Genomic DNA, 25,743 nt, shown 5'->3' on the forward strand with positions numbered 1-25,743 from the left:
AGGCACTCACTTTGGGAAGAGGGAGATCGGGTTGACCACGTCCGCGGTGATGGTGAGCAGGGTGAACACCCCACCGATCAGAATCACCACGTACGTGAAGGGCATCAGCTTGAAGTAGTCCACCCGGCCCGGGTCGGGCTTGCGCAGCCGCGCGTACACCCAGGAGCGGGCTCGTTCGAACCAGGCGATGGCGATGTGGCCGCCGTCCAGCGGCAGCAGCGGCAGCAGGTTGAACACCCCGATGAAGAAGTTCAGCGAGATGAACAGCATGACGAAGATTTCCCAGGCGTTGTTGGCCACCGCCTCGCCACCGAGGACGCTGGCCCCGACCACGCTGATCGGGGTGTCGATGTCCCGTTCGCCGCCGGTGATGGCGGTCCACAGCGCGGGGATCTTCTCCGGCAGCCGCTGCAACGCCTGCGCGGTGGCCACCGCCATGTCGCCGATGAAGGAACTGGTCGCGCCGACCGCCTCCACCGGGCCGTAGGTGACCAGGCCGGGGGTGCTGATGATCAGCCCGATGCCGAGCGCGGGAACGTCGGTGACCGGCCCGTCGGGGTTGTCGATCGGGGGGCGCTTGGTGGTGCCCAGCACGGTCTCGACGGTGCCGGTCTGGCCGTCGCGCTCGTAGCCGATAGTGGCGGTGGCACCCGGGCTGGCGGTCCGCAGGACGGTGAGCAGGTCGCCGTAGTTGGTGATCGGGGTGCCGTTGAACGAGGTGATCCGGTCGCCGTCGCGGAGCCCGGCGGCGGCGGCCGGGCTGGCGGCGTCGCTCGGGGTGCACTCGCGGTAGGTGGTGTCCGGCAGGACGCAGTCCTGGAGGGCGATCACGGCGGGCTCGGCACGGATCTGCGCCTCGGTGGTCGGGCGGTCCGGGTTGGGCAGGCCGAAGGTCATCGCGGCCAGCCAGGCCGCGAAGATCGCCAACCCGAAGTGGGTGACCGACCCGGCGGACATCACGATGGTGCGCTTCCACACCGGGTAGCGCCACATGGCCCGCTTCTCGTCACCGGGCTCGACGTCGTCGTCCTGCGGCGTCATCCCGACGATCTTGCAGAAGCCACCGAGCGGGATGCCCTTGAGGCCGTACTCGGTCTCGCCGCGCCTGAACGAGAAGATGGTGGGGCCGAAGCCGACGAAGTAGCGGGTGACCTTCATGCCGAAGGCCTTGGCGGTGAGCATGTGCCCGGCCTCGTGCAGGCTCACCGAGACGAGAATGCCGAGGGCGAACAGCACCACCCCGAACGCGAACGACATCAAGCTCCTTCCACCGCAGCAGCGATGATCTCCTGCGCGTGTGCGCGCGCCCACGACTCGGCTTCGAGTACGTCCTCGACGGTACCCGGTTCGCCGAAATCGGGAGCCTCCTCCAACACGCGCTGCAACGTGTCGACGATGCCGAGGAACGGCAACCGCCCGGCGACGAACGCCGCCACGCACTCCTCGTTGGCCGCGTTGTAGATCGCCGGCCGGCACCGGCCCGCCTCGCCGGCCGCCTTGGCCAGCGCCACCGCCGGGAACGCCTCGTCGTCGAGCGGCGCGAACTCCCAGCTGTGCGCCGTGGTCCAGTCGACGGCGGCGGCCGCCTCGGGCACCCGGTCCGGCCAGCCGAGGCCCAGCGCGATCGGCAGCCGCATGTCCGGCGGGCTGGCCTGCGCCAACGTCGACCCGTCGACGAACTCGACCATCGAGTGGATCACCGACTGGGGGTGCACCATCACGGTGATGTCGGCGTACGGCACGTCGAACAGCTCGTGCGCCTCGATCACCTCGAGCGCCTTGTTGACCATGGTCGCCGAGTTGATCGTGACGACCGGTCCCATGTTCCAGGTCGGGTGGGCGAGCGCCTGCTCCGGCGTGACCGCCGTCAACTCGTCGCGCCGCCGCCCCCGGAACGGCCCACCGCTGGCGGTCACCACCAGCCGGCGTACCTCACCCCGGGTGCCGCCGCGCAGGCACTGGGCCAGCGCCGAGTGCTCCGAATCCACCGGGACGATCTGCTCCGGCCGCGTCACCGCGCCCTTGACCAACGAGCCGCCGGCCACCAGCGACTCCTTGTTGGCCAGCGCGAGCGTACGCCCGGCGCGCAGCGCGGCCAGCGTCGGCGCGAGCCCGAGCGACCCCACCACCCCGTTGAGTACGACGTCACACGGCCACTGCGCCAGCTCGGTCATCGCCTCCGGCCCGGCCACGATCTTGGGCAGCTTGAACTCGCCGCTCGCCCAGCCCCGCCGGCTCGCCTCGGCGTAGAACGCCAACTGGAGATCCTGCGCGGCGGACGCCTTGGCCACCCCGACCACGTCGACACCGAGTTCGAGCGCCTGGGCGGCGAGCAGCCCGATGTTGCCGCCACCGGCACCGAGCGCCACCACCCGGAACCGCTCCGGGTTACGCCGCACGATGTCGATGGCCTGGGTACCGATCGACCCGGTACAACCCAGCAGCACAAGATCACGGGGGGACGTCACACCGCCCATTCTTCCCCACCGCCGCTGCGTGCAGGGAAGGGCACCTTGTCAACGCCTCCGGTAGAGCAGGGCCCCCGTGCTGACAGGAAGCAGCTACCGTCAGCTCTCCCCGAGCGGGGCATCTTCGTCCTCCAACGGAGCTTCCTCGCCGAGCAGGTCGCCCGGATCGACCGAGAACTCGAACGGCTCCCGCATCACGAAGGTGCTCCCGGCCGCAGCGGCGGCCACCGTCGGTACTCGCCGTCGGTCAGCTCGAACAGTGCGATGGTGGGGACTCGGTTACGCAGGTCGACCCGGAGGAAGAAGGGTACGCCGGCCGTACCGTACTCGCGCGGACGATCGATGATGTCCTTACGCCGATTGCCGGGCGACACGACCTCGCCAAGCAGAACGGCATGCCTGATGTCCATGGTCGTGCGCCCCCCGCCGGGAACACGCAGCACGACGAGGTCGGGGATGAACAGATCCTGGCCGGAGACGACGTTCGCCTCCGCGTAGAGCCACAGCTTGGCCTTCCGGGCCGCCTGCTTCAACAGGTACGCGAGGTCGAGCTCGGCATCCTGGTGGTCATATCCGGCGTGGGGTGTCACGATCACGCTTCCGCTCAGCACCTCAACCTTGGGGCCGTTGGTCTCCGGCAACAGGTCGAGGGCGAGCTGGGCGGTCCACGGCTCGTCGTGCCACCGCAGCACGTCGAACGACGGCCCGGCGGGCCGGTCGCCGGCACCAGCGTCCGGCGCGGGCTCGGGCGCGTACGCAGCCTGGGCCATCCGGGCTCACCCCCTCAGCGGAACATCTTGCTCAACTCAGCCTAGCCAGCGCAGCCCGCACCGCACGCCATCGCACAACCTGTCCGACACAGCCGGGGCGAACGACGTCGACCAGGCCGCCGACTGTGGGTACGTTTCTTGTCGTCGGGACAGCAAGAAACGCACCCACAGCTTGCGGTCACGTCAGTTCAGGGGCGGGTGTCGAAGCGGCCCGCGCGGCTGGCGGCGACCAACCGGGGTCCAGCCGGGACGACGTGCGCCACACTCCGTCACGTCTCATGGGTCATCTCCTTGCGATTGCCGTGATCAGCTCACGGGAGTCATCGACATCGAGCGCCCGCTCGCCGAGCGAATGCCAGGCCTCCTCGTAGGTCTGGATCTCGTGCGGCTTGTCAAGGTAGGCCGCGCCGCACGGACCGTCCTTGTAGACGGTGGTCGGCTCCGGCTCCCGCACGTGCGTGGGGAAGTCGAGCACGGTGGAGGTGCCCGTTTCTGCCCAGCGGAATAGGCCAGCCGCCAAGGGAAGCACCCGGAACTTGACGTTGGGTTGGCGGCTGGCCATCACCAAGGCTTCGAGTTGCCGAGCCATCGCGAGCCGATCACGCAGCGGTCGACGTAGCACCGCCTCGCTGAGGATGACGTCGTAGTGGGGCGCTCGGGGGACTGCCCGCACCAATAGCCGTTGCGCCCACCGCCGGGCCCAGTTCACGATCTTGTGAGCTACTTCCGTCCGTACGATTCGTACGAGTTGTACAATCGGAACCGTGAGTGAGCCCGCAGCCGAACTCCCGATCTCAGACGCCCGCGACAGCCTCGCGGACGTCGTCTCCCGCGCGCACTACGCCGGGAGGATCACCTACGTCACCCGTCGGGGGCAACGCCTGGCCGCCATCGTCCCGGCCGAGGTCGCCGAGGCCATCGAGCGCGCCGAAGACGCCGGCGATGTCGCCGCCGCCCGCGAGGCCCTGACCCGCATTGACGCCGGCGACACCCCGATACCGCTGGCCGACCTACGCGATGAGCTCGGCTTGTGACCAGCCCGACTCCACCCGCCTACACCGTCCAGGTCGACCGAGCCGCCGCCAAGCTGCTGCGCAAGCTCGACCGCCCCGTGCAGGCCCGCCTCGTCACCGCCATCGCGAATCTAGCCACCGAACCTCGCCCAGCCGGCGTCAAAGCCCTGACCGGCCACTCCAACCTCTTCCGCATCCGCGTCGGTGCATACCGCATCATCTACACCGTCCGGGACCAGGAGCTGATCGTGCTCGTAGTCCACCTCGGGCACCGCAGCGACGTCTACGACCTGCTCTGAGGCACGCGGCCCGCCCCGAGTGCCACGACCCGAGCCTCATCCGTCAATACGCAGTCGGCACGCGGTACCGTCCTGACAGCGTGGCAAGGCAAAGGTCGTCGGATGACGGGCCGTCGAGTACCCGATCAGGCGGTACGCGGTGCGTCATCGGTCTTCGGCCACGGTGGGTCGGGTGGCGTCCACGGCGGTGTGCCCGCCGATGAGGATCCTCGCCTCGGCACCCGGCGTACGGCGCAGCGGATGGCCCACACGACGCCGACAACCATCACAACCACCGCGACGATCGGCACGGCGACCACCGCCGCACGTTGCGGAGGCCAACCGGTCAGCAGACGCAGCAGCAACGGCAGTGGCACCATCGCCCCAGCGAGGGTGCCCGCGACGCAGATCCGGCCGGCCACGGCCTGCGACGGCTCCGTGACGTTGGCGACGAGCACCGCGACGCCCGCCGGCACCGCCGTCATGCCCACGATCAGCGCCACCACGAGAACCGATCCCACCGCGTCGTCCGAGTTCGCGCCACGCAATGCGTAGGGGACGTACACGCCGAGCGCCACGAGGCCGAGCGCGCCACCGACAGCGGCGATTGGAATCACGAACCAGCCGTACCGCCGCGCCAGCAATGTGGCACAGCCGGCAAGCACCACCAGGCTTCCCACCGCGACCGACAGCGGAACGGCGACCCGCCAGCCGACGGTGACGGTCGCCTCCGCGACATCCGGGATCGGTGTCGCGGGTTGCTGGTGCCGGAAGCTGTCACCGGCAAGCGTGCCGAAACCGATGCGCTCCCAGCGGCCGGCGGTGTCGCGGCGGACGAAACCGTCCCGGCCGTTCGCCACCAGCACGACCACTCCACCGTCCGGCTGATCCCGGACCAGCAACGCGCGGGACGACAGGTACTCCGCCACGTCACGCATACCGGGTATCGCCGTTGCCAGTCGCTGCCGGGCGTCCTCGTCGACCTGCCAGGCGACGCGCCAGTTGGCCCCACCGTCCCGGCTCTCCTGCACCGCCAGGCGGCGCGGCACGATCCGGAAGCAGTGCCCCGGATCCCGCGCCGAACAGTCCTCCCCCGACGCGGCCGGTGGCGGCTGCTTGGAGAACAGCTCGTAGCCGCCCTCCGGCAGCTCCGAGAACGTCGGTCCGTCGTCCGCGCCGATCCACCAGGTGTAGGGCTCCCGGGAATCGTGATAGGCGTTGCCGATGCCGGCCACGGCGACGTCCCGCCACTCGTACAACGCGACAGCGTCGTCGTACCGGGGAGCGGAGGTGGCCGCGACGCCCAGCCCGGCGATCGGCAACACCACAAGCACCGCCACCATCCGCAGCCAACGTGCCGGGCTCGGGCGGGCCACCGCCGAGCGCCACGTCCACCAGGCCAGCCCCAGCGCTGGCAACGCCAGCAGGTCCGTGCCGTCGGCCAGGATCACCGACGGTCCGTTCACCACGCTCCACACCGCGGACGCCGTGGCCGCCCCCTCCGGAGTGGCCTTCACCGCCGCGAACCCCATCCCGACAACGAGGACCGAGCCGGCCGCCAGCAGGTCGCCCATCCTGTGGCCAGACCTGGGACCAGCACCCCTGACCGTACGCCGCCGCACCGGCAGTCGACCGCACCCGGCCACCAGCAGCACCGGTAAGACGGCCAGCAGCGGTGGTGCCATCACCAGCCCGGCGACGTCGCTGAGCTTTCCCGTCAACCAGCCGGGATAGGCCGCCTTGAGCACCTGGTCGTTGAGGATCAGCAGCGCGGTGGCCGCCACCGTCACCGGATGGATCAGCCAGGTCAGGAAGCTGTCGATCGACCCACCGCCCGAGCGTTCCACGCCTGGTCGATGCTGCGGTGACCCGTCCATGCTTCCCCCGTGATGCTGCGAGCGCCTGCGCCTTCACGGTCGACCCTGCTGATAACACTCCAGCCTCGCCCGAGCCTCAAAGCCGCATCCATGCCGATCTGTCCAGCACGTCGCGGGCACCCCTGGCGCTCGTCCAGCAACGCGGACAACAGGACGGTTGCCGAAGCGGATCACGGGGAACTGGAGCGCGATGGGCGGTGCGTGGGAGCGGACTAAGCGGATCACCACGGGGGCTTTCCGCCCCGTCCGTGGTCGGGATCTGTCGCTGCACGCCGCCTCGATCACGTTCTACGGGGCGATCGCCGTGGTGCCGGTGGCCCTGCTGGCGATCTGGCTGACCTCGCTGCTGGTCGGGGCGTCCCAGGTGCGACGGCTCACCGGGTACGCCGTGGAGGCGCTGCCGGACGCGATCGGTGCGCCACACGCGGTGGCCGCGCTGGTCGAGGCCGGGGTCGGCCTGACGCCGTGGCTGGCGCTGGCCGCACTGCTGCCGGCGTCGCTGTACGGCGAGGGGCTGCGCCGGGCGTTCGTGTCGGTCGCCGCGCCCCGCTCCGACGAACACCTCGTCGGCTGGCGGGGCCGGTTGCTGCTGCTGCCGCTGCTGGCACCGGCCCCGGCGCTGTTGCTGTCGATCCTGCTGGCCCTGCCGACCACCACCGGGCTGGTCCGGCGTGGCGGCTGGGCCGGCGCGCTAGGGGTGGTGCTGTCGTTCCTGGCGGTGTGGCTGGTGCTCACGCCGGTGCTGATGTGGGTGTTCCGGGTGGTCGGCCCGGCCTCGCCGGACTGGCTCGCCACGCTGGGGATGGGCTCCTTCACCGCGGCGAACCTGTCCGGCTTCCTGCACGGTTTCGTGCTCTTCGCCTCGTTACCACTCGACCTGGGCGTGCCCTTCGGTGGGCTCGACGAGGTGGGTGCCGCCGTGGCGATCCTGCTCTGGCTCTACCTGTTCCACGTGATCGTGCTGGCCGGCTACTCCGCCACCCTGGCCCTGTCCGCCTGGCGTCAGCGGCGGAAGGGGCCGGTGACCTCGTAGGTGATGCCGCCGGAGCCGGTCGAGTTGCCGCTGGTGCCGCGCTGGGAGGAGAAGTAGAGGCGGGAGCCGTCAGGGCTGAACGCGGGGCCGGTGATCTCCGAGGAGGACTGGCCGTTGATCCGCAGGAACGGGGCGACCACGCCGGCCGGAGTGATCACGCAGACCTCCATGTTGCCGCCGTCCTCGGCCACGTAGAGGTCCCCGCCCGCGGTACCGGTGATGTTGTCGACGCCGGTCAGCGGCGCGGTGCCGGCCGGCACCAGCGAGTCGTCGTACGCCAGGTCGATGCGCTGGTTGACCGCGTCGTACGCCCACACCCGGTTGTCGCCCTTGGTGGTGAACCAGCAGATGCCCCGGTCGTACCAGCAGCCCTCGCCACCGTCGAAGTGCTTCGCCGCGCCGACCTGCCACCGGGTCGGGATCGGGAAGCCGTCGCGGTCCGGAATGTTCTGCCAGGTCACCGGGCCGGAGGTGGCGTTGGCCGGGGCGCACAGCACCTGCACCTGACCGGTGCGCAGATCACCCCAGGTGTCGGGGACGAAGCGGTAGAAGCAGCCGTCGCTCTCGTCCTCGGTCAGGTAGATCACCCGCCGGTCCGGGTCGCAGGCCGCCGCCTCGTGGGTGAACCGGCCCATCCGGGTGCGCTCCTCGGCGCTGCGGCTGCCGTCGGGCCAGGTCTCGAAGACCCGCCCCAGCGGCACCTCCTCGCAGGACAGCCAGGTACCCCACGGGGTGGCCCCACCGGCGCAGTTCACGTTGGTGCCGCCGAGGATGCGGTACGCGGTGGCGATCGACCCGTCGGCGCGGAAGCGCACCGCGGAGGCCCCACCGATCAGCGGCACCTCCGAGTTCGAGACGTAGATCCAACCGTCACCGGCCGGGAAACAGGCACCACCGTCCGGCGCCCAGTGCCAGACGTACGAGGTGCCGGCGACCCGCTGACCCGAGCGGGCGATGACCCGGCTGCTGAAGCCGGCGGGCAGGTGGATGCCGTTGGCGTCGGCGGCCAGCAGGCCCCCGTACGGGCCGGGGCCTGGTTGGGCGGGTGCGGCCAGCGCGGCACCGGCCCAGAGGCTGCCCGAGAAGGCGGCACCACCGACGACGGTGGCACGCAGCACGGTACGACGATCCATCAGGGGAACCTCCCAGGGGTGGCGGGGGCGGGCCCCACCGACGCTAGGTCCCCCACCCCATCGACAAAACCCACTCCCCCATGAACACAAACCAAACCCTCAACAGCGGTGGGGCGGGGTGCGAACGGGTTAGGGTGCGGGGATGGTGGGTGGTGGGGTGCCGGGGCGGGCGGACGTGGTGGTCGTGGGGGCGGGACACAACGGGTTGGTGTCGGCGATCCTGCTGGCGCGGGCCGGGCTGGACGTGCTGGTGCTGGAGGCCGCCGAGGTGATCGGTGGGGCGACGCGGACCGAGAACCCGTTTCCCAAGGTGCCCGAACTGCGTCACTCCACCGGGTCGTACCTGCTCGGGCTGATGCCGCCGGAGCTGCTGGCCGCGCTCGACGTCCGGATCCCGGTGCTGCGCCGCGACCCGCACTACTTCCTGCCCACCCCCGGCGGGGTCGGCTCGCCGTACCTGCTCTTCGGCACCGACACGGAGGCCACCCGGGCGCAGCTCGCCGAGTTCTTCTCCCCCGCCGACGCCGCCGCCGACGAGGCGTTGCAGGCCGAGCTGGCCGCGTTGCGCGAGGACCTCGCCCCGGCCTGGCTGGCCGAGCCGCTCGGCGTCGAGGAGACCGCCGACCGCTACGTCCGCCCCGCGCTGCGCCAGATCTTCGTCGACCTGGTACGCGGCTCCGTAGCCGACTACCTGGCCCGCTTCGACTTCCGCTCCGAGCTGCTGGTCAGCATGTACGCGGTCACCGACGGCCTGTCCGGGCTCAACGCCGGCCCCGACGACCCCGGCACGGGCCACAACTTCCTGGTGCACAACATGTGCCGGCTACCCGGTTCGGGCGGCACCTGGATGATCGCCGAAGGCGGCATGGGCACCGTCTCGCGGATCTTCGCCGACGCGGCTCGGGCCTCCGGAGCCCGGATCGTCACAGGTGCCCCGGTCGCCGCGATCAGCCTCGACGGGGGTGCCGTTCGGGGCGTGGTGCTCGCCGACGGCCGCCAGGTCGACGCCGAGGTGGTGCTCGGCGCCTGCGACCCGTACCGGCTGATGGAGCTGCTGCCCGACGGCGCGCTGCCGACCACGCTGAGCGAACGGATGGCGGCGGTCCGGCGCACCGGCAGCACCCTCAAGTTGAACCTGGCGCTGCGTGGCCTGCCCCGCTTCTCCTGCCTGCCCGAGGGCGCGCCGAGCCCGTTCGGCTCCACCATCCACCTGCTGCCCGGCTCGGCGACGCTGGCCGGCGGCGCCGGCGAGTCACCGATGGCGGCGCTGCGCGCCATGTGGGCCGACGTGCGGGCCGGGCGACTGCCGGCGGAGCCGACGATCGAGTGGTACCTGCACACCACCGTCGACCCGTCGCTGGCCGACCCGGCCGGGCACCACTCGTCGGCGCTGTTCGTCCAGTCGGTGCCGTACGAGTTGGCCGGCACCACCTGGGATGCCGAACTGCCCGGTTACGTCGACAAGCTGATCGGGATCTGCGAGCGCTACGCGCCCGGCACCGGCGACCTGATCGCCGACGCGGTGCCGCTGCCGCCACCCGGCATCGAGACGCACTTCGGCATCACCGGAGGCCACATCCACCACGTCGACAACACCGTCTCGTTCGCCGACCGGATGCCCTACGCCACCGGCGTCGACGGGGTGTACGCGGGCAGCGCCGGCTGTCACCCGGCCGGCAGCGTCATCGGCGCCGCCGGCCACAACGCCGCCCAGCGCATCCTCGCCGACCTCGGCCGGTAGGCGACGGCTCAGCCCGCCGGCTGGGTGACCTCCGTGACGGAAGCCTCCTCGCCGACCCGGTGCGCGCGGACCTTGTGGCCGACGCTGGTCAGGCAGCGCCCGCTGGGCAGGTCGAACCGCCACCCGTGCAGCTGGCAGGTGAGCTGGTCGCCGTCGACGATGCCGAACCGGCTCAGGTCCGCCTTCAGGTGCGGGCAGCGCCGCTGCACCACCCAGTCACCGAGGGTGATGTCCTCGGCGTCGACGGCCCGCTCGTGCTCGTCGTACCAGCCCTCGGCGTACTGGAGGCGCTCGGTGGACAGGCACTTGAAGAAGGCGTACACGAACTCGTTGTACTGCCCGATCCGGGCGGCCGAGAAGCGGCAGGACAGGAAGAGCGAGTTGACCCAGTCGACCTCGCCGATGTGCAGCAGGTGCTCCACCAGCGCCCGTTCGGTACGGAACCGGTAGCGCACCTTCTCGTCGGCGTACGGCCGCACCTGCTTGCCCGGGAAGTCGACCACGATGGATTCGATGCTCTCACCGTCGTAACCGACCAGGTCGAAGCGGACCGGCCCGCCAACCCCCTTGGCCAGGTAGATCGACTCGTCGAGCAGCGGTTCGACGCGCCGCTTCAGCTCCTTGAGCACGTCGACCTCGGGGTGCCGCCAGGACGCCTTCTCCGCCTCGATGATGGGCCGCTTGCGCTCGCGCATCTCCTCCAGGTGGGCGACCTTGTTGGCGAAGAACTCCTCCACCGGCACCGGGTGGGTGGTCGTGGCCCCGGTGGTGGTGACCTCGGTGACGCTGCCGGGCAGCAGCACGATGCCGTTGGTGCCGCCGACCTTGGCGTACTCGGACAGAAAGACCGACTGGTCGGGGAAGATGTTCCCCTCGTCGCCGAAGATGTCGTTGAACTGCCAGAGCTCGTCGTCGAGGAAACACGGCGGGCCGGCGATCGGGAAGACGTGGTCGGCCTTGAGGTCGTCGATGTAGCGCCAGGTGCGGTCGAACTGCCGGTCCCGCTTCTGCTTGCCGAACGCGGTCTTCGCCGCGCTGGGCAGCTCGTAGACCATCGGGTACCAGATGGCGCCGGAGAACTGCAGCAGGTGCGCGTGCACGTGACCCAGCTCGGCGAAGGTGCTCAGGTCGGTCGGTCGGGCGTCGTTCTGGTTGAGCAACCGGACGCCGTCGTACTCCACCCAGAGCGAGGAGTCGCCGATCGGACCGTCGGTCGGGCTGGTCAGCGCCTGGATCATGATCTTCAGGCCGCCGTCCAGCTCGACGACCTCCTCGTTGCGGGTCTTCAGGAAATTCGTGAAGCCCAGCGCGCGGAACTCGTCCTCCATTTCGGAGGTGGGGAACTCGGGCAGCAGCACGGTCGCCTTCTTCGACACGTACCGCTTGAGGTGCGCCGCGTCGAAGTGGTCCCGGTGCAGGTGGGAGACGTACAGGTAGTCGACGTCGCCGAGGGCCTCCCAGTCGAGCTGAGAGTTGTCGGGGAACGGGAACCAGGACGCGAAGTAGGCCGGATTGACCCACGGGTCGCACAGGATGCTGCCCGCGGCCGTGTCGATCCGCATGCTCGCGTGCCCCGTACCGGTCACTCGCACCGCAGTTCCCCCTCAAAACGACAATCAAGGTGTACGCCCCAGAACGCTACCGGAGGCAGTCTGGTCCTCGCCCCGCGACGCCGGTAGTGCCCTTGCACCCACCGGAGCGGGGCCCATCGGCCCTGGCCGGAAACCGTCCCGAGGGACGTGCCAGACTAGCCGGAGATCCGTTCGCGAGGAAGGACCGACAGTGGCAGGCAGCGAGCCGGTAACGTCGCCAGACCAGCACAAGCCCGGGCACCGGAAGGCCGGGCGGATCGGCGCGGTGCTCACCGCGTTCGCGCTGCTGGCCATGCTCTGCGGCAACCACGAGGGCAGGGTCGAGAACCTCTGGCTGATCGGTTTGGCCGCGCTGCTGCTGCTCATCGTGATCGGTGACGTGGTGCTGCGCCGCAACGGCCTGCGCTCCTGACGATCCGGGCCACCCGCGACGGCCTGCGCTCCTGACCACTCGGGCGAGCTGCGCCGCTGCGCGCTCCGGCCCCAGCGACGACCTGTCCGCCAAACACCGCAGTTTCCGGCGCGAACAGCGCGAGGGCCCGCTCCGGTTCTCGGAGGCGGGCCCTCGCGCATCGCTGTCGGTCAGCGGCCGAAGAGGATGTCCTGCACGTTCTTCAGCGCGGCGTCGACCTCGGCCTCGAAGTAGCCGCCCTGCACCAGCCCGAAGCGCAGCGTGTCCAGGTCCTTCGGGTTCACCGGCATCTGGTTGCGCCCGGCCATCCCGCCGAGCAGCGACTCGAAGAACCGGTCCACCTGGTCCGGGTCGTATCCGCTGCCGAAGCGACGGACCTGGAAGCTGCGGCGGATCTGGTCCACCCGGTAGAGGTCGCTGCCGGGCGGGCCGGCCATCGGTGGCCCACCCATCGGGGGGCCGGCCATCGCGGGCGGACCACCCATTGCCGGAGGGCCGCCCATCGGAGGGCCGCCGAGCGCCTGCTGCGGCAGGCCGGGAGGCCCGGCCGGGCCGCGCCGCGGATCCCGGTCCGGCAGCCTGATCTCTGCGGTCATGTCGGTACGGCCGTGCCGACCCGCCTCGAACCCGTCGAAGCGCTGCTCATCCGGGGGCCGTAGCCACCGGGGCCGTCCGGCGGACCGTAGCCGCCCGGCGCGTCCGGCGGACCGTAGCCACCGGGGCCGGCAGGCAGACCACGCGGCGGAGGCCCACCGTGCCCCATGCCGCCGGGAGGGCCCATCGGCGCACCTGGGCCCATCGGGGCGGCCGCCCCGCGCGGGCCGTCGTAGCCACCCCGGGGAGCGTTGTCGTACCCGCCGGCGAAGGCGCCCGTCGGCTCGTCGTAGCGACCGTAGGGTGGCCCGGCCTGTGCCGGCATCGCCCGGGGCGGCATCGGCGGCTGCGGCACCGGGGACATGCCGCGATCGTCCCGCATGCCCGGGCCCATCCGGTCCATCGGGCCCATCCGGCCGTCGCCGCGACCGGACACGCCGCCGCGCTCCTCCAACTCCGCCAGCTGCCGTTCGACCCGGTCGAGGTGCAGGTCCACCTGCCACTCGTCATAGCCGTTGAAACGAACCCGGAAGACGACGTCGTGGACTTCCTGCGAGGCCACCGGCGCTCCGACCGGCTGCCCGGCAAGTGTCGCCTCGACCCGGTCCAGGAAGGCGTCCACCTCGTCAACCTTGTATCCCCGGCGGAGCGCCTTACGCCGGAAACGCTGACCCTGACTCGCCACTATGTCTCCTGGTCTCGTTCGCCACGCCCGGTCACGCCGTCATCTCCCCGGCCGGGTCGGTGCCACTGTCCTCCGCGGCGGCCAGCTGCCCACATGCCCCGTCGATCTCGCGACCTCGGGTGTCCCGCACCGTGGTGGACACCCCGGCGTCGCGCAACCGCCGGACGAACTCCCGCTCGACCGGCTTCGGGCTGGCGTCCCAGCGGCTGCCCGGAGTCGGGTTCAGCGGGATCAGGTTCACGTGGGCCAACTTGCCGGCCAGCAGCCGGCCGAGCAGGTCAGCTCGCCACGGCTGGTCGTTCACGTCCTTGATCATCGCGTACTCGATCGACACACGACGGCCCGTGCGGGCCGCGTAGGCCCAGGCTGCGTCCAGCACCTCGCACACCTTCCAGCGCTGGTTGACCGGCACGAGTTCGTCGCGCAGCTCATCATCGGGGGCATGCAGCGACAACGCAAGAGTCACGGAGAGGTCTTCGCTGGCCAGTCGGTGGATGGCCGGCACCAGCCCAACCGTGGAAACGGTGATGTGCCGCTGCGACAGGCCGAGCCCCTCGGGCGCCGGCGCGACCAGGCGACGGATCGCGGCGATCACCCGGTTGTAGTTCGCCAGCGGCTCGCCCATCCCCATGAAGACCACGTGCGACAGCCTCGGCGGTGACCCGGCGACCTTGCCGGAAGCGGCCACGCCCGCCAGGTACACCGCCTGGTCGACGATCTCGGCGGTGGAGAGGTTGCGGGTCAGGCCCGCCTGGCCGGTCGCGCAGAACGGGCACGCCATGCCACATCCGGCCTGGCTGGAGATGCAGACGGTGACCCGGTCCGGGTAGCCCATCAGCACGCTCTCCACCAACGAGCCGTCGTGCAACCGCCACAACGCCTTGCGGGTCGCGCCGTCGTCGCAGGCCAGCTCGCGTACCGGGGTGAGCAGTCGGGGCAGCAGCTGGTCGGCCAGGCGGTCGCGGGACGACGCCGGCAGGTCGGTCATCTGCGCGGGGTCGCGGACCAGTCGGCCGAAGTAGTGGGTGGAGATCTGTCGGGCCCGGAACGCCGACTCGCCCAGCTTCGTGACCAGGTCCTTGCGGCCGGCGAGGTCGAGGTCGGCGAGGTGTTGCGGTGGCATCGCCGCCCGGCGCGCGCCAGGCGCGTCCGGGTCGACCGGGATCAGGGGAAGACTCGTCATGGCACGTCCAGTCTGGCACGCCCGGCCCGGAACACGCCCCCGCGGAGGCGCCGGATCCGCTCCCGCCTCGTCCGCCTCCCGGTTCCGCCGCCGTGGGCCATGCCTCAGTTCACCGCCGGGACGAAGACCACGAGCAGCAGGTACGCCGTGGGCACCGCGAACAGGACGGAGTCGAGCCGGTCCATCAGGCCGCCGTGCCCGGGCAGCAGGTTGCTCATGTCCTTCACACCGAGATCTCGCTTGATCATCGACTCGGCGAGGTCTCCGAGGACCGCGGCGCCCGAGATCGCCACCCCGAACACGGCGCCCCACCAGGGCGCCACGTCGAACAACAGCCAGAGCAGCACGGCACTGCCCAGGGCCGCCGCGCCGACCGAGCCGGCGAAACCCTCCCAGGACTTCTTCGGGCTGATCGTCGGTGCCATCGGCCGCTTACCGAAGTTGGCGCCGGCCGCGTAGCCCCCGGTGTCGGAGAGCACCACCGCGACCAGCGTCACCAGCACCCGCAGCGCACCGTCACCGGGAGACGACGCGAGCAGGGCGGCGAAGCCGCCGAGGAAGGGCACGTACACCGAGATCAGAGTCGCCGCGGTCATGTCCCGCCGGAGGTTGGCCGTACCGTCGCCGAGCCGCCAGACCAGGGTGCCCGCCACGGTGACCAGCAGGCCGAGCAGGAGCGCGTCCAGCCCCGCGAACCAGGCCAGGGTCACGGTGAGCACCCCACCGGCGACCAGCGGCACCAACGGCACCTCGGCGCCGCCACGGCGTACCGCGCGGGACATCTCCCAGATGCCGACGCCGAACGCCGCGACGAGCACCAGCAGGAACGCCGGGGTGTAGAGGAACAGTGGCAGCAGCACCGCCGCGCCCAGGCACACCCCGACCGAGATGGCCGCCGGCAGGTTCCGCCCGGCCCGGCTCGCGCCCTGCTGGGTGGCCGGCCGACCGGCACCGGCCCGACGCCGGCCCCGGTGGCGCCGACCCGGACCGTCCGTCCCGTCGGGCTCCGGCGTCCCGAGGTCCGCGTTCCCGGGTGGAACGGCGGCGAGCTGGGTGGTCGGCGCGTCGTCGTGCTCCCGCACGGGCGTCAACTGGGTGGTGGGTGCCTCGTCGTGGTCCCGACCGGCACCGACCCGCACCGGCGCGATCTGTGCAGTGGGTGCGTCACCGTGGTCCAGGTCGCGGGGTGCGCCGCGCCCGTTCGGTGGCTGGTCCCAGCCGCCGGGTCCGCGCCCGTTTCGGTTCTCCGGAGCGGGCCGGTCGCCGCCGTACCGGCCACGGCCCCACGGACCGGGTTCGACGTCCGGATCCGGCCAGGGCAGCGAGGTGGGTCGGTCCGGGCGATCCCAGTCACGGGCCTCGGCGCCGCCGTAGGGGTCGAGGTGGGACATCACGCACCAGGGGGAAGCGGTACGAGATCCACCACTTGACGCACAGCCACTACCATCCCCTACCCGCGCGAGGCGCTCCGTCTATGTGCCGGCCTGTCGGCTGGCCGATCCCCACCGTTCACCGTCGGGTCACCGGGAATCGTGCCGAGCCTACTGCACCCGCCCGCCCGGCAGGACGTACCGGTGCCCGCTCCCGCAGCCTTGATCATGAAGTTGTCACCACGCCACGCCGGTGGCAAGGGCGACAACTTCATGATCAAGCAGGTGGTGACCTCGGCGTCAGACTTCCAGGAGCTCGGACTCCTTGTGCTTGACCAACTCGTCGACGTGCGAGACGTAGCGCTGGGTCAGGTCGTCGAGCTCCTTCTCGGCGCGGCGGCCCTCGTCCTCGCCGACCTCGCCGTCCTTGACGAGCCGGTCCAGCTCCTCCTTGCCCTTGCGGCGGATGTTGCGGATGGCGACCTTCGCCTCCTCACCCTTGTGCCGGGCCACCTTGATCATGTCCCGGCGGCGCTCCTCGGTCATCTGTGGGAGCAGGATGCGCAGTTGGTTGCCCTCGTTGTTCGGGTTGACCCCGAGGTCCGAGTCCCGGATCGCCTTCTCCATCGCATTGATCTGCGAGTTGTCGTACGGCTTGATGATGGCCATCCGCGGCTCGGGAACGGCCACCGACGCCATCTGCGTCAGCGGGGTCGGGCTGCCGTAGTAGTCGATGATGACCTTGGAGAACATGGCCGGAGTGGCGCGACCGGTGCGGATGGCGCCGAACTCCTCCTTGGCGTGCTCGACCGCACGCTCCATCTTCTCCTCGGCCTCGAGGAGGGTGTCGTCGATCACCGGTCTCCTCGCCTCCTTCTTGTGCTCGTCGTGGGCTTGTCGGGTCACCGGGACCGCCGAGATCGCCGTCGGCGGTCGGCTCAGGTGGTGATCAGCGTGCCGATCTTGTCGCCACCCACGGCCCGGACGATGGTGTCGTCGCCCTGCGCGCCGAAGACCAGCATCGGCAGGCCGTTCTCCATGCAGAGGCTGAAGGCTGCCGCGTCGGCGACCCGGAGGTTGCGACGCAGCACCTCGGAGAAGGTGATCGAGTCGAACTTGCTGGCGGTCGGATCGATCCGGGGATCGGCCGTGTAGACGCCGTCCACGCCGTTCTTGCTCATCAGCACGACGTCCGCGTGGATCTCCAGCGCGCGCTGGGCGGCGACCGTGTCGGTGGAGAAGTACGGCATGCCCGCGCCGGCGCCGAAGATGACCACCCGGCCCTTCTCCAGGTGCCGGATCGCCCGCAGCGGGATGTACGGCTCGGCCACCTGGGCCATCGTGATGGCGCTCTGTACCCGGGTCTCGATGCCCTCCTTCTCCAGGAAGTCCTGGAGGGCCAGGCAGTTCATCACCGTGCCGAGCATGCCCATGTAGTCCGCCCGGGCCCGGTCCATGCCCCGCTTCTGCAACTCGGCGCCCCGGAAGAAGTTGCCGCCGCCGACCACCACGGAGACCTGCACACCCCGGCGTACCACGGTGGCGATCTGCCGGGCGATGGCCTGCACCACGTCCGGATCGACACCGATGGCGCCGCCGCCGAACACCTCGCCGGACAGCTTCAACACCACCCGCCGGGCCCGGCCGGGCGGTGGTGCCGTCGGATCGTCCGCCGCCAACGTCCGGTCACTCACAACCTGCGTCATCCGCCCGTCCTTCCCCCACTGGCGCGCTCAGGTGCGCGTACCTGCCGCTGCCGACCTTATGGGACGAGGAGGCCGCGGTGTGTGTCGCGTACACCGGCGGCCTCCTCGTCTCGTCGTTGCTCCCAGCCCACGGGCGCGGTACGCCCCGAGCCGGCTCAGGCCTGGCCGACCTCGAACCGCACGAAGCCGGTGACCTCGATGCCCGCCTCAGCCAGCACCTGCTTCACCGTCTTCTTGTTGTCGGTCACCGAGGACTGCTCCAGCAGGACGAAATCCTTGAAGAAGGAGTTGACCCGGCCCTCGACGATCTTCGGCAGCGCGGCCTCGGGCTTGTTCTCCTCGCGGGCGGTCTGCTCGGCGATGCGCCGCTCGGACTCGACGACCTCGGCCGGCACCTCGTCGCGGGTGAGGTACTGCGGCCGCATCGCGGCGATCTGCATCGCCGCACCGCGCGCGTCGGCGTCGCCCGCCTCGTCGGTCTTGCCGGCGTACTGCACCAGGACGCCGACCGCCGGGGGCAGGTCCTGCGCCTTGCGGTGCAGGTAGACCGCCACGGTGCCGTCGAGCTTGGCGAACCGGTTGAGCACCAGCTTCTCGCCGATCTTGGCGGACTGCTCCTGGACCAGGTCGGCGACGGGACGACCGTCGATCTCGCTGGCCAGCAGCTCCGCGGCGTTGCTGACGCCGGCGCGCTCGCCGTGCTCGACGAGCTGCTGCGCCAGCGCGATGAAGGCATCGTTCTTGGCGACGAAGTCGGTCTCGCAGTTGAGTTCGAGCAGCGCCTTGCCGGAGTGCGCGATCAGACCGTTCGCGGCGGTCCGGCCGGCCCGCTTGCCGACGTCCTTGGCGCCCTTGACGCGCAGGATCTCGACGGCCTTGTCGAAGTCGCCCTCGGCCTCGGTCAGCGCCTTCTTGCTGTCCATCATGCCGGCGCCGGTCAGGTCGCGGAGCTTCTTGACGTCCGCGGCGGTGATCTGGGACATGGCTCTCTCTTCGGTGTTGAGACTGCGTGGAATGGTCTGCGGTGACGATTACCCGGTTCCGAGAGGTTCGTGCCCGGTCTACCCGCCGCCGGTCACCGTCAGCGGAACGGACGGTGACCGGACGGCGGAACGGTCACTGACCGGAGACGGCGGCGGGCTGCTCGGCGGCCGGCTGCTCAGTGGCGGGCTGCTCGGCGGCCGGCTGCTCGGCGGCGGACTGCTGCTCGTCGGCCTTCTTCGGCTCTTCAAGCAGCTCGCGCTCCCACTCGGCCAGCGGCTCGTCGGTGGCGACACCCGCCTCCGGCTTCTCGTCGCCGCCCCGGCGACGACCGGAACGGGCGATCAGGCCATCGGCCACGGCGGCGGCGACGACCTTGGTCAGCAGCTCGGCCGAGCGGATCGCGTCGTCGTTACCCGGGATCGGGAAGTCGACCTCGTCCGGGTCGCAGTTGGTGTCGAGCACGGCGATCACCGGGATGCCCAGCTTGCGGGCCTCGTCGACGGCGATGTGCTCCTTCTTGGTGTCGACCACCCAGACCGCGGCCGGGAGCTTCTGCATGTCCCGCAGGCCGCCCAGGGTGCGGGTCAGCTTGATCTTCTCGCGGGAGAGCTGCAGGGTCTCCTTCTTGGTGTAGCCGGCGGCGGTGCCGCTGAGGTCACCGAGGGCCTCCAGCTCCTTCATCCGCTGCAGCCGCTTGTACACGGTCTGGAAGTTGGTCAGCATGCCACCGAGCCAGCGGTGGTTGACGTACGGCTGGCCGACGCGGGTCGCCTGCTCGGCGATCGCCTCCTGGGCCTGCTTCTTCGTGCCGACGAACAGGATGCTGCCGCCCTCGGCCACCGTGTTGCGCACGAAGTCGTACGCCTTCTCGATGTAGTCGAGGGTCTGGCGCAGGTCGATGATGTAGATGCCGTTGCGCTCGGTGAAGATGAAACGCTTCATCTTCGGGTTCCACCGCCGGGTCTGGTGCCCGAAGTGAACGCCACTCTCCAGCAGCTGACGCATGGTCACGACGGCCATGATTCGTACTCCTTGCGGTCCCTGGTTGTCCCGCCCGGCCGGCGGCCGGGCGTCCTGGTGCCCGGTCGTCGACCATGGTGGGCCCGACCGGGGTCGGGACCAGGGAGGCCGCCGCCGCACGACGACTCGTGAGGAGGGCACGCGAGGTCGACCGCACGAGGCGGTCGCCGGTTGACCAGTGTACGCGCTCTCCCGACCGGGCCACGCCCGGGTGCGGCGATGCTCCACTCCACGGCGGCCGACCCGCGTGCAGCCACTGGCACGGGTTCGCGCCACCGACGGCCAGGCCGCCTGCCGCCGCCGGCTACTCACCGCCGCATCCGCCGGCTCGGTGACGCGCAGCCGGTGGCACGACCCTCAGCCGGCGGCGAGCGCGGCCACCAGGAAGAGCGCCAGGCCGACCGTGAGGTAGGCCGTCGGCGGTCGCAGCCAGCCCCGCGCGCCGTCGAGCAACGAGAACCCGGTCGTCCGCAGCCCGTAGAGGCCGGCCGCGAAGATCGGCAGTCCGCAGACCAGGAACGTGCCCGCCAGCACGTCCCCGGCGGCAACCGGATCGGCGGTCGCGCCGTGCAGCAGCACCCGCACCGCCGGCACCTCGAAGATCACGACCAGCGCCGCGAAGAGCACCGCGAGCACCGGCCGCCGCGTCCGGTAGACACCATCCCCGGGCAGTACGCCGCCCGCCGGTTGACCGGGTGCCAGGTGGCCGGGTACCGGATGGCCAGCCGCCGGGGACCGGTCACGGCGTCGGCGGGACCGGGCGGGGCCTCGCCCACCGGCGGTTCCGTCCGGGGTGCCACCGACGGCACCGGCCCGGTCGGCTGCTCCAGCGGGTTGGTCGCCTCGGGGCCGCGCTTGGTCTCGACGATCGGGTATCCGGCCAGCACGGCGCGGGTCGGATCCGTGGACAACGGCGCTCCGCCGCTGGTCGGGCCCACCTCGTAGGCGGCGCGTCGGCCGGGCCGGTCGACCGGCAACTCACCGGAGACGTCCGGTCCCGCCGGTTCCGCTCGGCGGGAACGCGACGCCCGGTAGCGCTCGGTCTCCCCCGCCACGTCGCCGAGCGGGTCCGTCAGCGCCGCGCGTCGCGGCGAGCCGTACCGGTCGTCGTCGTCACCGCGCTGCTCGGGTACCGCGCGGGGCTCGTCGCCGAGGTGGCGCTCCTCTCCCGCCGGACGCCACTGCGGGTCGGTGTAGCCACGGTCATGGTCGCCCGGATACCAGCGCGGCTCCTGGTCATCGGCGAAACTGCGTCGTCCGTCCACGCCCGGCACCGTATGCGACAGGCGGTTGGTACGCCATTCGACCCCGCACCTGACCAGCCCGGGAAGATGGCTTAGCACATCCGGGACATGATCGTCCGGTCGTCCACAACACCCTTGGTTGTCCACAGGTCACCACGACGGGGTCGCCGCGAGTCCCGGCCCGGAGCAGTGTGCCGGTCATGACCAAGCGGAACCAGGCGATCGGCGGTTACGGGGAACGCTGCGCCGTCCGGCACCTCATCGAGGCTGGACTACGCCCGGTGGCCCGCAACTGGCGCTGCCGCACCGGGGAGATCGACATCATCGCCTGGGACGGGCCGGTGCTCGCCTTCTGCGAGGTGAAGACGCGGCGGACCACCACCTTCGGCAGCCCCGCCGAGGCGGTGGTGCCACGCAAGGCCCGCCGGCTGCGGAGGCTTGCCGCCGCCTGGCTCGCCGCCACCGGCACCACCGCCGACGAGGTGCGCTTCGACGTCATCTCGGTGCTGCTGCCCCGCCTCGGTCGGGCGCGGGTCGAGCACGTCAAGGACGCCTTCCGGTGAGCGAACACAGCGACCGAACCGGTCGACCCGATGCGCTGGTGCCGTGTCGGGGCACCGCACGAGCCGAGGTGACGCGGTGAGTTACGCCCGGGTGCTCTGCGTCGGTCTGGTCGGGGTGACCGGGCAGTTGGTGGAGGTGGAGGTGGATCTCGCTGCCGGCCTGCCCGGAGTGGTGATCTCCGGCTTGCCCGACACCGCCCTGCACGAGGCGCGCGACCGGGTCCGGGCCGCGGTGGTCAACTCCGGCCAACGGTGGCCGAACCGCCGGATCACCCTCAACCTGCTACCGGCCACCCTGCCCAAATTCGGTTCGGCGTTCGATCTGGCGATCGCGGTGGCGCTGCTCGGCGGCTCCGGCGAGCTCCCGCTGCTGCCACTGGACGGCGTGGCGGTGCTCGGGGAGCTGGGCCTGGACGGCACCGTGCGACCGGTCCGGGGCGTACTGCCGATGGTCGCCGCGGCCGCGAAGGCCGGCATCCGACGGGTGATCGTCCCGGCCGGCAACACCGCCGAGGCGGCGGTCGTGCCCGGCCTGCTGGTCCGCGGCGTCGACACCCTGCACCGGCTGGTCGCCTTCGTCCGCGACGGCAGACCGCTGATCGAGCCGGCGGTCGACGCCCCGCCGCCGCCCGCACCCGGACCCGACCTGGCCGAGGTCGCCGGGCAGGGGCTGGGCCGACGGGCGCTGGAGATCGCCGCCGCAGGTGGCCACCACCTGGCGCTGATCGGGCCGCCGGGAGCGGGCAAGACGATGCTCGCCGAACGCCTGCCGTCGATCCTGCCGGAGCTGGACGACGAGGCGGCCCTGGAGGTCACCGCGCTGCACTCGATCGCCGGCCTGTTGCCGGCGGGAGGCCGGCTGATCCGGCGTCCGCCGTTCCAGGCACCTCATCACACCGCGACCGTTCCCTCGATCGTCGGTGGCGGGTCCGGGCTCGCCCGCCCCGGCGCGATCTCACTCGCCCACCGTGGGGTACTGCTGATGGACGAGGCACCGGAGTTCAGCAAGGCGGCGCTGGAGGCGCTGCGTCAGCCGTTGGAACACGGCCGGGTGCTGTTGACCCGCAGCCGGGGCAGCGCCGAGTATCCGGCCCGCGCCCAGCTGGTCCTCGCGGCCAACCCGTGTCCGTGTGCGAACCCGGCCGGCGACGACCGCTGCGAGTGTGCCCCGCAGGCCCGCCGCCGTTACCTCGGCCGGCTCTCCGGTCCGCTGCTCGACCGGATCGATCTCCAGGTGCGGCTGCCACCGATGCGCGCCGCCGAGCTGATGGAGTCGACCAGTCACGAATCCTCCGCGGTGGTCGCCGGGCGGGTGGTGGCGGCACGTGCGGCGGCGGCTGCCCGCTGGGCACCGCTGGGTCGGCGGCTCAACGCCGAGATACCCGGCCCGCAGCTACGTCGGGCGCCGTGGCGGCTGCCCGGCCGCGTCACCGCCGATCTGCGGTCCCGGCTCGACTCCGGTTCGCTCTCCGCCCGTGGCTTCGACCGGGTCGTCCGACTCGCCTGGACGATCGCCGACCTCGACGGGCGGGCCCGGCCGGACGCGGGAGACGTCGGCGAGGCCATCACGCTCAGGACGGGAGAGGGCACATGAGCAGCCATGAGGAGTTGATCCTGGCACGGGTGGCGTTGACCTGGCTGGCCGAGCCGGGGACCCGGTCGGTGCACGCGCTGGTTGACGAGCTCGGCCCGGTGGGCGCGCTGGACCTGCTGCTGGACGGCGGAGCACCCCAGCAGGCGCTACGCGAGTCGGTGGCGGCCCGCAGCCGGGGCGGTGACGCCAGGATGATCGCCGCCGAGGCGCTGCGCCGCGCCGCGCGACTGGGTGTCCGGGTCGTCATCCCCGGCGACGACGAATGGCCGGAGACGGTGGAACATCTGCGCACGCTCCGCCTGTCCGACGCCCGCCGCCGGGTGGATGTCGAGACCGCACCGCCGCTCTGCTTCTGGGTACGCGGCTCCTGGCCGCTGGCGGAGGCGCTGGACCGGTCCGTGGCGGTGGTCGGGTCCCGGGCCGCCACGGCGTACGGCACCCACGTCGCGACCGATCTGGGTTACGGCCTGGCCGACCGGGACTGGACCGTCGTCTCCGGCGGCGCGTTCGGCATCGACGCCGCCGCGCATCGTGGGGCGCTGAACGCCGGTGGGCGCACTGTCGCGGTGCTCGCCTGCGGGGTGGACCGCGCGTACCCGATGGGCAACGCGGCGCTGTTCGACCGGATCGCCGACATCGGTCTGCTGGTCAGCGAATGGCCGCCGGGCGCGGAGCCGCTGCGTCCCCGTTTCCTCATCCGCAACCGGGTGATCGCGGCGGGTACCCGGGGCACGGTGCTGGTCGAGGCGGCGGCCCGCAGCGGCGCCACGCAGACCACCCGACGGGCCATCGCCCTGGGTCGACCGGCGATGGTGGTGCCGGGTCCGGTCACTTCCGCCATGTCGGTCGGTGCCCACGAGATGCTTCGGGAGTACCTGGAGGCGCGACTGGTGACCGGCCTGGCCCACGTGCTCGAGGAGGTGGGTCGGATCGGCGAGTTGGCCCCGGTGCCGCGCGGGCCCGAACGCCCCACCGATCTGCTCGACGACGACGCCCGGTCGATCGTGGAGGCGATGCCGCGACGCGGCCGCGTCGATGTGGACGCCCTCGCCGTGCGGGCCGGTCTTGCCGTTCGCACGGTGCTGCGCAAACTGCCGCTGTTGGAGGAGTTGGCCCTGGTGGTACGCCGGGAGGACGGCTACGCCCTGGTCACACCGAGCCGGCCGAGCACGCCGGCCCAGCCCGGCCCGAGCACGCCGACCCCGCCCCGCCCGGTCGCGCCGGTGAGCAGGCCGATCGGCGGTGACGCCCCGCCTTCCGCCTGATCACCGGGTGCCGCCTGGCGGGCCGCCTGTTCGCCGTCCGGGCCTACCGACCGTAGGGTGGATCTCGTGGGCAGGATGGGCGGGCACGTGCCGGCCGCCAACGGCACCCAGGCGATGCACGACGCGCTGCCGGCACCACTGCGGGACGCGGTGGACGAGTTCGCGGGATACCTGGCCTCGGTCCGCAACCGCTCGGCACACACCGTGCGGGCGTACGTCGCCGATCTGGTGTCGCTGTTGGATCATGCTGGGCGGATGGGCTGCACCGAGGTGGCCGAGCTGAGCCTCGACACGGTCCGCAGCTGGCTGGCCCGGCAGCGCACCACCGGCGCTGCCCGCACCTCGCTGGCCCGCCGGGCCGCCGCGGCCCGGACCTTCAGCGCCTGGGCGCACCGGCACGGGCTGCTGCCCACGGACGTCGCCGCCACGCTGGCCAGCCCCCGACCGCGCCGGACACTGCCCACGGTGCTCCGCCCCGAGCAGGCGGCCCTGCTCGTCGAGAGACCCGTCCACCCCGCGGCCATCCCCGGGTCCGGCAGGCCGGCGTCCGGCGCCGATCCCCAGCCGTCAGCCGAAGACCCATCCGTCGCCGGCCAGGCGGTACGGCTGCGCGACCGGGTACTGCTCGAACTGCTCTACGGCACCGGGGTACGGGTCAGCGAGGTGTGTGGAATCGACACCGCCGACGTCGACCAGGATCGGCGGGTCGTCCGGGTACGCGGCAAGGGTGGGCGGGAGCGGACGGTCCCGTACGGCCTGCCGGCGCAACGCGCCCTCGACGACTGGCTGCGGCACGGGCGGCCGGTGCTGGCGGTCCCCGAATCCCGGGACGCGCTGCTGCTCGGTGCCCGGGGCGGCCGGCTGCATCCGACGATGGCTCGGCGGATCGTCGGTGATCACGCCGAGGCGGCGGGGCTGCCCCGGACCAGCCCGCACGCGCTGCGCCACACCGCCGCGACCCACCTGCTCGAAGGCGGCGCGGACCTACGGGCGGTGCAGGAACTGCTGGGGCATTCCTCGCTGGCCAGCACCCAGATCTACACACATGTCTCGGTGGAACGGCTCCGGGCCGCCTACCGCCAGGCCCACCCGCGCGCCTGACGGTAGGCGGCCCGGGGCCTCCGAGTCACGCACGAATCACCCGGCGGCGGGACGCCGTGCCGGACGTGCGGACTGCCCGGCATCCCCGACCGGTGACGGCGGCAGCACCACCGGGCA

General features: G+C 71.6%; 24 protein-coding genes and 1 pseudogene. 9 read left to right on the forward strand and 16 right to left on the reverse strand.

The annotated features are described in order from the left end of the window. Positions 1–6 precede the first annotated feature (6 nt). The 4 genes from ENC19_RS03655 to ENC19_RS03670 form a co-directional block, all read right to left on the reverse strand. Positions 7–1,257, reverse strand: coding sequence for a M50 family metallopeptidase (locus ENC19_RS03655; RefSeq protein ID WP_164445687.1), 1,251 nt, complete (start codon positions 1,255–1,257; stop codon positions 7–9). Then, positions 1,257–2,468, reverse strand: coding sequence for a 1-deoxy-D-xylulose-5-phosphate reductoisomerase (dxr, locus tag ENC19_RS03660; RefSeq protein WP_164445688.1), 1,212 nt, complete (start codon positions 2,466–2,468; stop codon positions 1,257–1,259). The genes ENC19_RS03655 and dxr overlap by 1 nt, the downstream gene beginning before the upstream one ends. 194 nt (positions 2,469–2,662) lie before the next feature. Beyond that, the gene (locus ENC19_RS03665; RefSeq protein WP_164445689.1) at positions 2,663–3,238 is read right to left on the reverse strand and encodes a Uma2 family endonuclease; all 576 of its coding nucleotides are present in this window, start codon (positions 3,236–3,238) and stop codon (positions 2,663–2,665) included. 283 nt (positions 3,239–3,521) lie between these two features. Further along, the gene (locus ENC19_RS03670) at positions 3,522–3,977 is read right to left on the reverse strand and encodes a DUF5753 domain-containing protein (protein WP_281604580.1); all 456 of its coding nucleotides are present in this window, start codon (positions 3,975–3,977) and stop codon (positions 3,522–3,524) included. 25 nt (positions 3,978–4,002) lie between these two features. Between ENC19_RS03670 and ENC19_RS29825 the strand changes: the two genes are divergently transcribed. Together ENC19_RS29825 and ENC19_RS03680 are read left to right on the forward strand one after the other, a co-directional pair. Next, the gene (locus ENC19_RS29825; RefSeq protein WP_164445690.1) at positions 4,003–4,272 is read left to right on the forward strand and encodes a type II toxin-antitoxin system prevent-host-death family antitoxin; all 270 of its coding nucleotides are present in this window, start codon (positions 4,003–4,005) and stop codon (positions 4,270–4,272) included. Further along, positions 4,269–4,550: a type II toxin-antitoxin system RelE family toxin gene (locus ENC19_RS03680; protein WP_164445691.1), complete on the forward strand. Its 282-nt coding sequence runs from the start codon at positions 4,269–4,271 to the stop codon at positions 4,548–4,550. Before ENC19_RS29825 ends, ENC19_RS03680 begins: the two co-directional genes overlap by 4 nt. 125 nt (positions 4,551–4,675) lie before the next feature. On the opposite strand, the gene ENC19_RS03685 is transcribed toward ENC19_RS03680, so the two are convergent. Beyond that, a complete protein-coding gene (locus ENC19_RS03685) occupies positions 4,676–6,376 on the reverse strand; it encodes a hypothetical protein (RefSeq protein ID WP_164445692.1) in 1,701 nt (566 codons plus the stop codon). A 220-nt stretch (positions 6,377–6,596) separates the two neighbouring features. Here ENC19_RS03685 and ENC19_RS03690 point away from each other — a divergent pair, with 220 nt between their 5' ends. Further along, entirely contained in the window at positions 6,597–7,439 is an 843-nt protein-coding gene (locus ENC19_RS03690; protein WP_164445693.1) for a YhjD/YihY/BrkB family envelope integrity protein, read from the forward strand. Here ENC19_RS03690 and ENC19_RS03695 read toward each other — a convergent pair. Next, the gene (locus ENC19_RS03695) at positions 7,409–8,572 is read right to left on the reverse strand and encodes an alkaline phosphatase PhoX (RefSeq protein WP_164445694.1); all 1,164 of its coding nucleotides are present in this window, start codon (positions 8,570–8,572) and stop codon (positions 7,409–7,411) included. The genes ENC19_RS03690 and ENC19_RS03695 overlap by 31 nt on opposite strands. A 142-nt stretch (positions 8,573–8,714) precedes the next feature. Between ENC19_RS03695 and ENC19_RS03700 the strand changes: the two genes are divergently transcribed. Beyond that, a complete protein-coding gene (locus ENC19_RS03700) occupies positions 8,715–10,313 on the forward strand; it encodes a phytoene desaturase family protein (RefSeq protein WP_164445695.1) in 1,599 nt (532 codons plus the stop codon). An 8-nt stretch (positions 10,314–10,321) separates the two neighbouring features. Here ENC19_RS03700 and ENC19_RS03705 read toward each other — a convergent pair whose 3' ends face one another. Continuing rightward, positions 10,322–11,905, reverse strand: coding sequence for a Rieske 2Fe-2S domain-containing protein (locus ENC19_RS03705; RefSeq protein ID WP_164445696.1), 1,584 nt, complete (start codon positions 11,903–11,905; stop codon positions 10,322–10,324). Between the two features lie 190 nt (positions 11,906–12,095). Between ENC19_RS03705 and ENC19_RS03710 the strand changes: the two genes are divergently transcribed. After that, a complete protein-coding gene (locus tag ENC19_RS03710; protein WP_093401678.1) occupies positions 12,096–12,317 on the forward strand; it encodes a DUF2631 domain-containing protein in 222 nt (73 codons plus the stop codon). Positions 12,318–12,487: 170 nt separating this feature from the next. Here ENC19_RS03710 and ENC19_RS03715 read toward each other — a convergent pair. The 9 genes and pseudogenes from ENC19_RS03715 to ENC19_RS03750 all read right to left on the reverse strand — a co-directional run bounded on the left by ENC19_RS03715 (position 12,488) and on the right by ENC19_RS03750 (position 21,124). Then, positions 12,488–13,596, reverse strand: a pseudogene (locus tag ENC19_RS03715) (DivIVA domain-containing protein). Between the two features lie 31 nt (positions 13,597–13,627). Beyond that, positions 13,628–14,779, reverse strand: a complete 1,152-nt coding sequence (gene rlmN / locus ENC19_RS03720) for a 23S rRNA (adenine(2503)-C(2))-methyltransferase RlmN (RefSeq protein WP_164445697.1) — start codon at positions 14,777–14,779, stop codon at positions 13,628–13,630. A gap of 104 nt (positions 14,780–14,883) precedes the next feature. Beyond that, a complete protein-coding gene (locus tag ENC19_RS03725; protein ID WP_164445698.1) occupies positions 14,884–16,170 on the reverse strand; it encodes a phosphatidate cytidylyltransferase in 1,287 nt (428 codons plus the stop codon). A 279-nt stretch (positions 16,171–16,449) separates the two neighbouring features. Then, positions 16,450–17,007, reverse strand: coding sequence for a ribosome recycling factor (frr, locus tag ENC19_RS03730; protein WP_093402027.1), 558 nt, complete (start codon positions 17,005–17,007; stop codon positions 16,450–16,452). A gap of 80 nt (positions 17,008–17,087) precedes the next feature. Next, on the reverse strand, positions 17,088–17,855 hold the full coding sequence (pyrH, locus tag ENC19_RS03735) for a UMP kinase (protein WP_093401681.1): 768 nt from the start codon (positions 17,853–17,855) through the stop codon (positions 17,088–17,090). Between the two features lie 155 nt (positions 17,856–18,010). Then, complete coding sequence (tsf, locus tag ENC19_RS03740; RefSeq protein WP_164445699.1) at positions 18,011–18,838, reverse strand: translation elongation factor Ts; 828 nt, start codon at positions 18,836–18,838, stop codon at positions 18,011–18,013. Between the two features lie 133 nt (positions 18,839–18,971). Then, entirely contained in the window at positions 18,972–19,859 is an 888-nt protein-coding gene (rpsB, locus tag ENC19_RS03745) for a 30S ribosomal protein S2 (RefSeq protein WP_164445700.1), read from the reverse strand. A gap of 357 nt (positions 19,860–20,216) precedes the next feature. Beyond that, on the reverse strand, positions 20,217–20,486 hold the full coding sequence (locus tag ENC19_RS29830; RefSeq protein ID WP_235944366.1) for a hypothetical protein: 270 nt from the start codon (positions 20,484–20,486) through the stop codon (positions 20,217–20,219). Beyond that, the gene (locus ENC19_RS03750; RefSeq protein WP_235944367.1) at positions 20,462–21,124 is read right to left on the reverse strand and encodes a hypothetical protein; all 663 of its coding nucleotides are present in this window, start codon (positions 21,122–21,124) and stop codon (positions 20,462–20,464) included. The genes ENC19_RS29830 and ENC19_RS03750 overlap by 25 nt, the downstream gene beginning before the upstream one ends. Positions 21,125–21,303: 179 nt before the next feature. Here ENC19_RS03750 and ENC19_RS03755 point away from each other — a divergent pair, with 179 nt between their 5' ends. From ENC19_RS03755 to ENC19_RS03770, 4 genes are all read left to right on the forward strand, one after another. Then, positions 21,304–21,666, forward strand: coding sequence for a YraN family protein (locus ENC19_RS03755; RefSeq protein ID WP_164445701.1), 363 nt, complete (start codon positions 21,304–21,306; stop codon positions 21,664–21,666). Positions 21,667–21,742: 76 nt separating this feature from the next. Then, on the forward strand, positions 21,743–23,260 hold the full coding sequence (locus ENC19_RS03760) for a YifB family Mg chelatase-like AAA ATPase (RefSeq protein WP_164445702.1): 1,518 nt from the start codon (positions 21,743–21,745) through the stop codon (positions 23,258–23,260). After that, positions 23,257–24,525: a DNA-processing protein DprA gene (locus ENC19_RS03765; RefSeq protein WP_164445703.1), complete on the forward strand. Its 1,269-nt coding sequence runs from the start codon at positions 23,257–23,259 to the stop codon at positions 24,523–24,525. The genes ENC19_RS03760 and ENC19_RS03765 overlap by 4 nt, the downstream gene beginning before the upstream one ends. Before the next feature lie 75 nt (positions 24,526–24,600). Then, entirely contained in the window at positions 24,601–25,626 is a 1,026-nt protein-coding gene (locus ENC19_RS03770) for a tyrosine recombinase XerC (RefSeq protein WP_164445988.1), read from the forward strand. Positions 25,627–25,743 lie beyond the last annotated feature (117 nt).

Origin of the sequence: Verrucosispora sioxanthis, from assembly GCF_010560025.1 — a bacterium.
Classification (GTDB): Bacteria; Actinomycetota; Actinomycetes; order Mycobacteriales; family Micromonosporaceae; genus Micromonospora; species Micromonospora palythoicola.

Coding starts and splice junctions, on each gene's coding strand:
- rpsB (WP_164445700.1), bottom strand. CDS start 19,859: ATGGCCGTCGTGACCATGCGTCAGCTGCTGGAGAGTGGCGTTCACTTC.
- ENC19_RS03770 (WP_164445988.1), top strand. CDS start 24,601: ATGGGCGGGCACGTGCCGGCCGCCAACGGCACCCAGGCGATGCACGAC.
- ENC19_RS03655 (WP_164445687.1), bottom strand. CDS start 1,257: ATGTCGTTCGCGTTCGGGGTGGTGCTGTTCGCCCTCGGCATTCTCGTC.
- ENC19_RS03695 (WP_164445694.1), bottom strand. CDS start 8,572: ATGGATCGTCGTACCGTGCTGCGTGCCACCGTCGTCGGTGGTGCCGCC.
- ENC19_RS03725 (WP_164445698.1), bottom strand. CDS start 16,170: ATGTCCCACCTCGACCCCTACGGCGGCGCCGAGGCCCGTGACTGGGAT.
- pyrH (WP_093401681.1), bottom strand. CDS start 17,855: ATGACGCAGGTTGTGAGTGACCGGACGTTGGCGGCGGACGATCCGACG.
- ENC19_RS03765 (WP_164445703.1), top strand. CDS start 23,257: ATGAGCAGCCATGAGGAGTTGATCCTGGCACGGGTGGCGTTGACCTGG.
- ENC19_RS03690 (WP_164445693.1), top strand. CDS start 6,597: ATGGGCGGTGCGTGGGAGCGGACTAAGCGGATCACCACGGGGGCTTTC.
- rlmN (WP_164445697.1), bottom strand. CDS start 14,779: ATGACGAGTCTTCCCCTGATCCCGGTCGACCCGGACGCGCCTGGCGCG.
- ENC19_RS03755 (WP_164445701.1), top strand. CDS start 21,304: ATGACCAAGCGGAACCAGGCGATCGGCGGTTACGGGGAACGCTGCGCC.
- ENC19_RS03665 (WP_164445689.1), bottom strand. CDS start 3,238: ATGGCCCAGGCTGCGTACGCGCCCGAGCCCGCGCCGGACGCTGGTGCC.
- tsf (WP_164445699.1), bottom strand. CDS start 18,838: ATGTCCCAGATCACCGCCGCGGACGTCAAGAAGCTCCGCGACCTGACC.
- ENC19_RS03700 (WP_164445695.1), top strand. CDS start 8,715: ATGGTGGGTGGTGGGGTGCCGGGGCGGGCGGACGTGGTGGTCGTGGGG.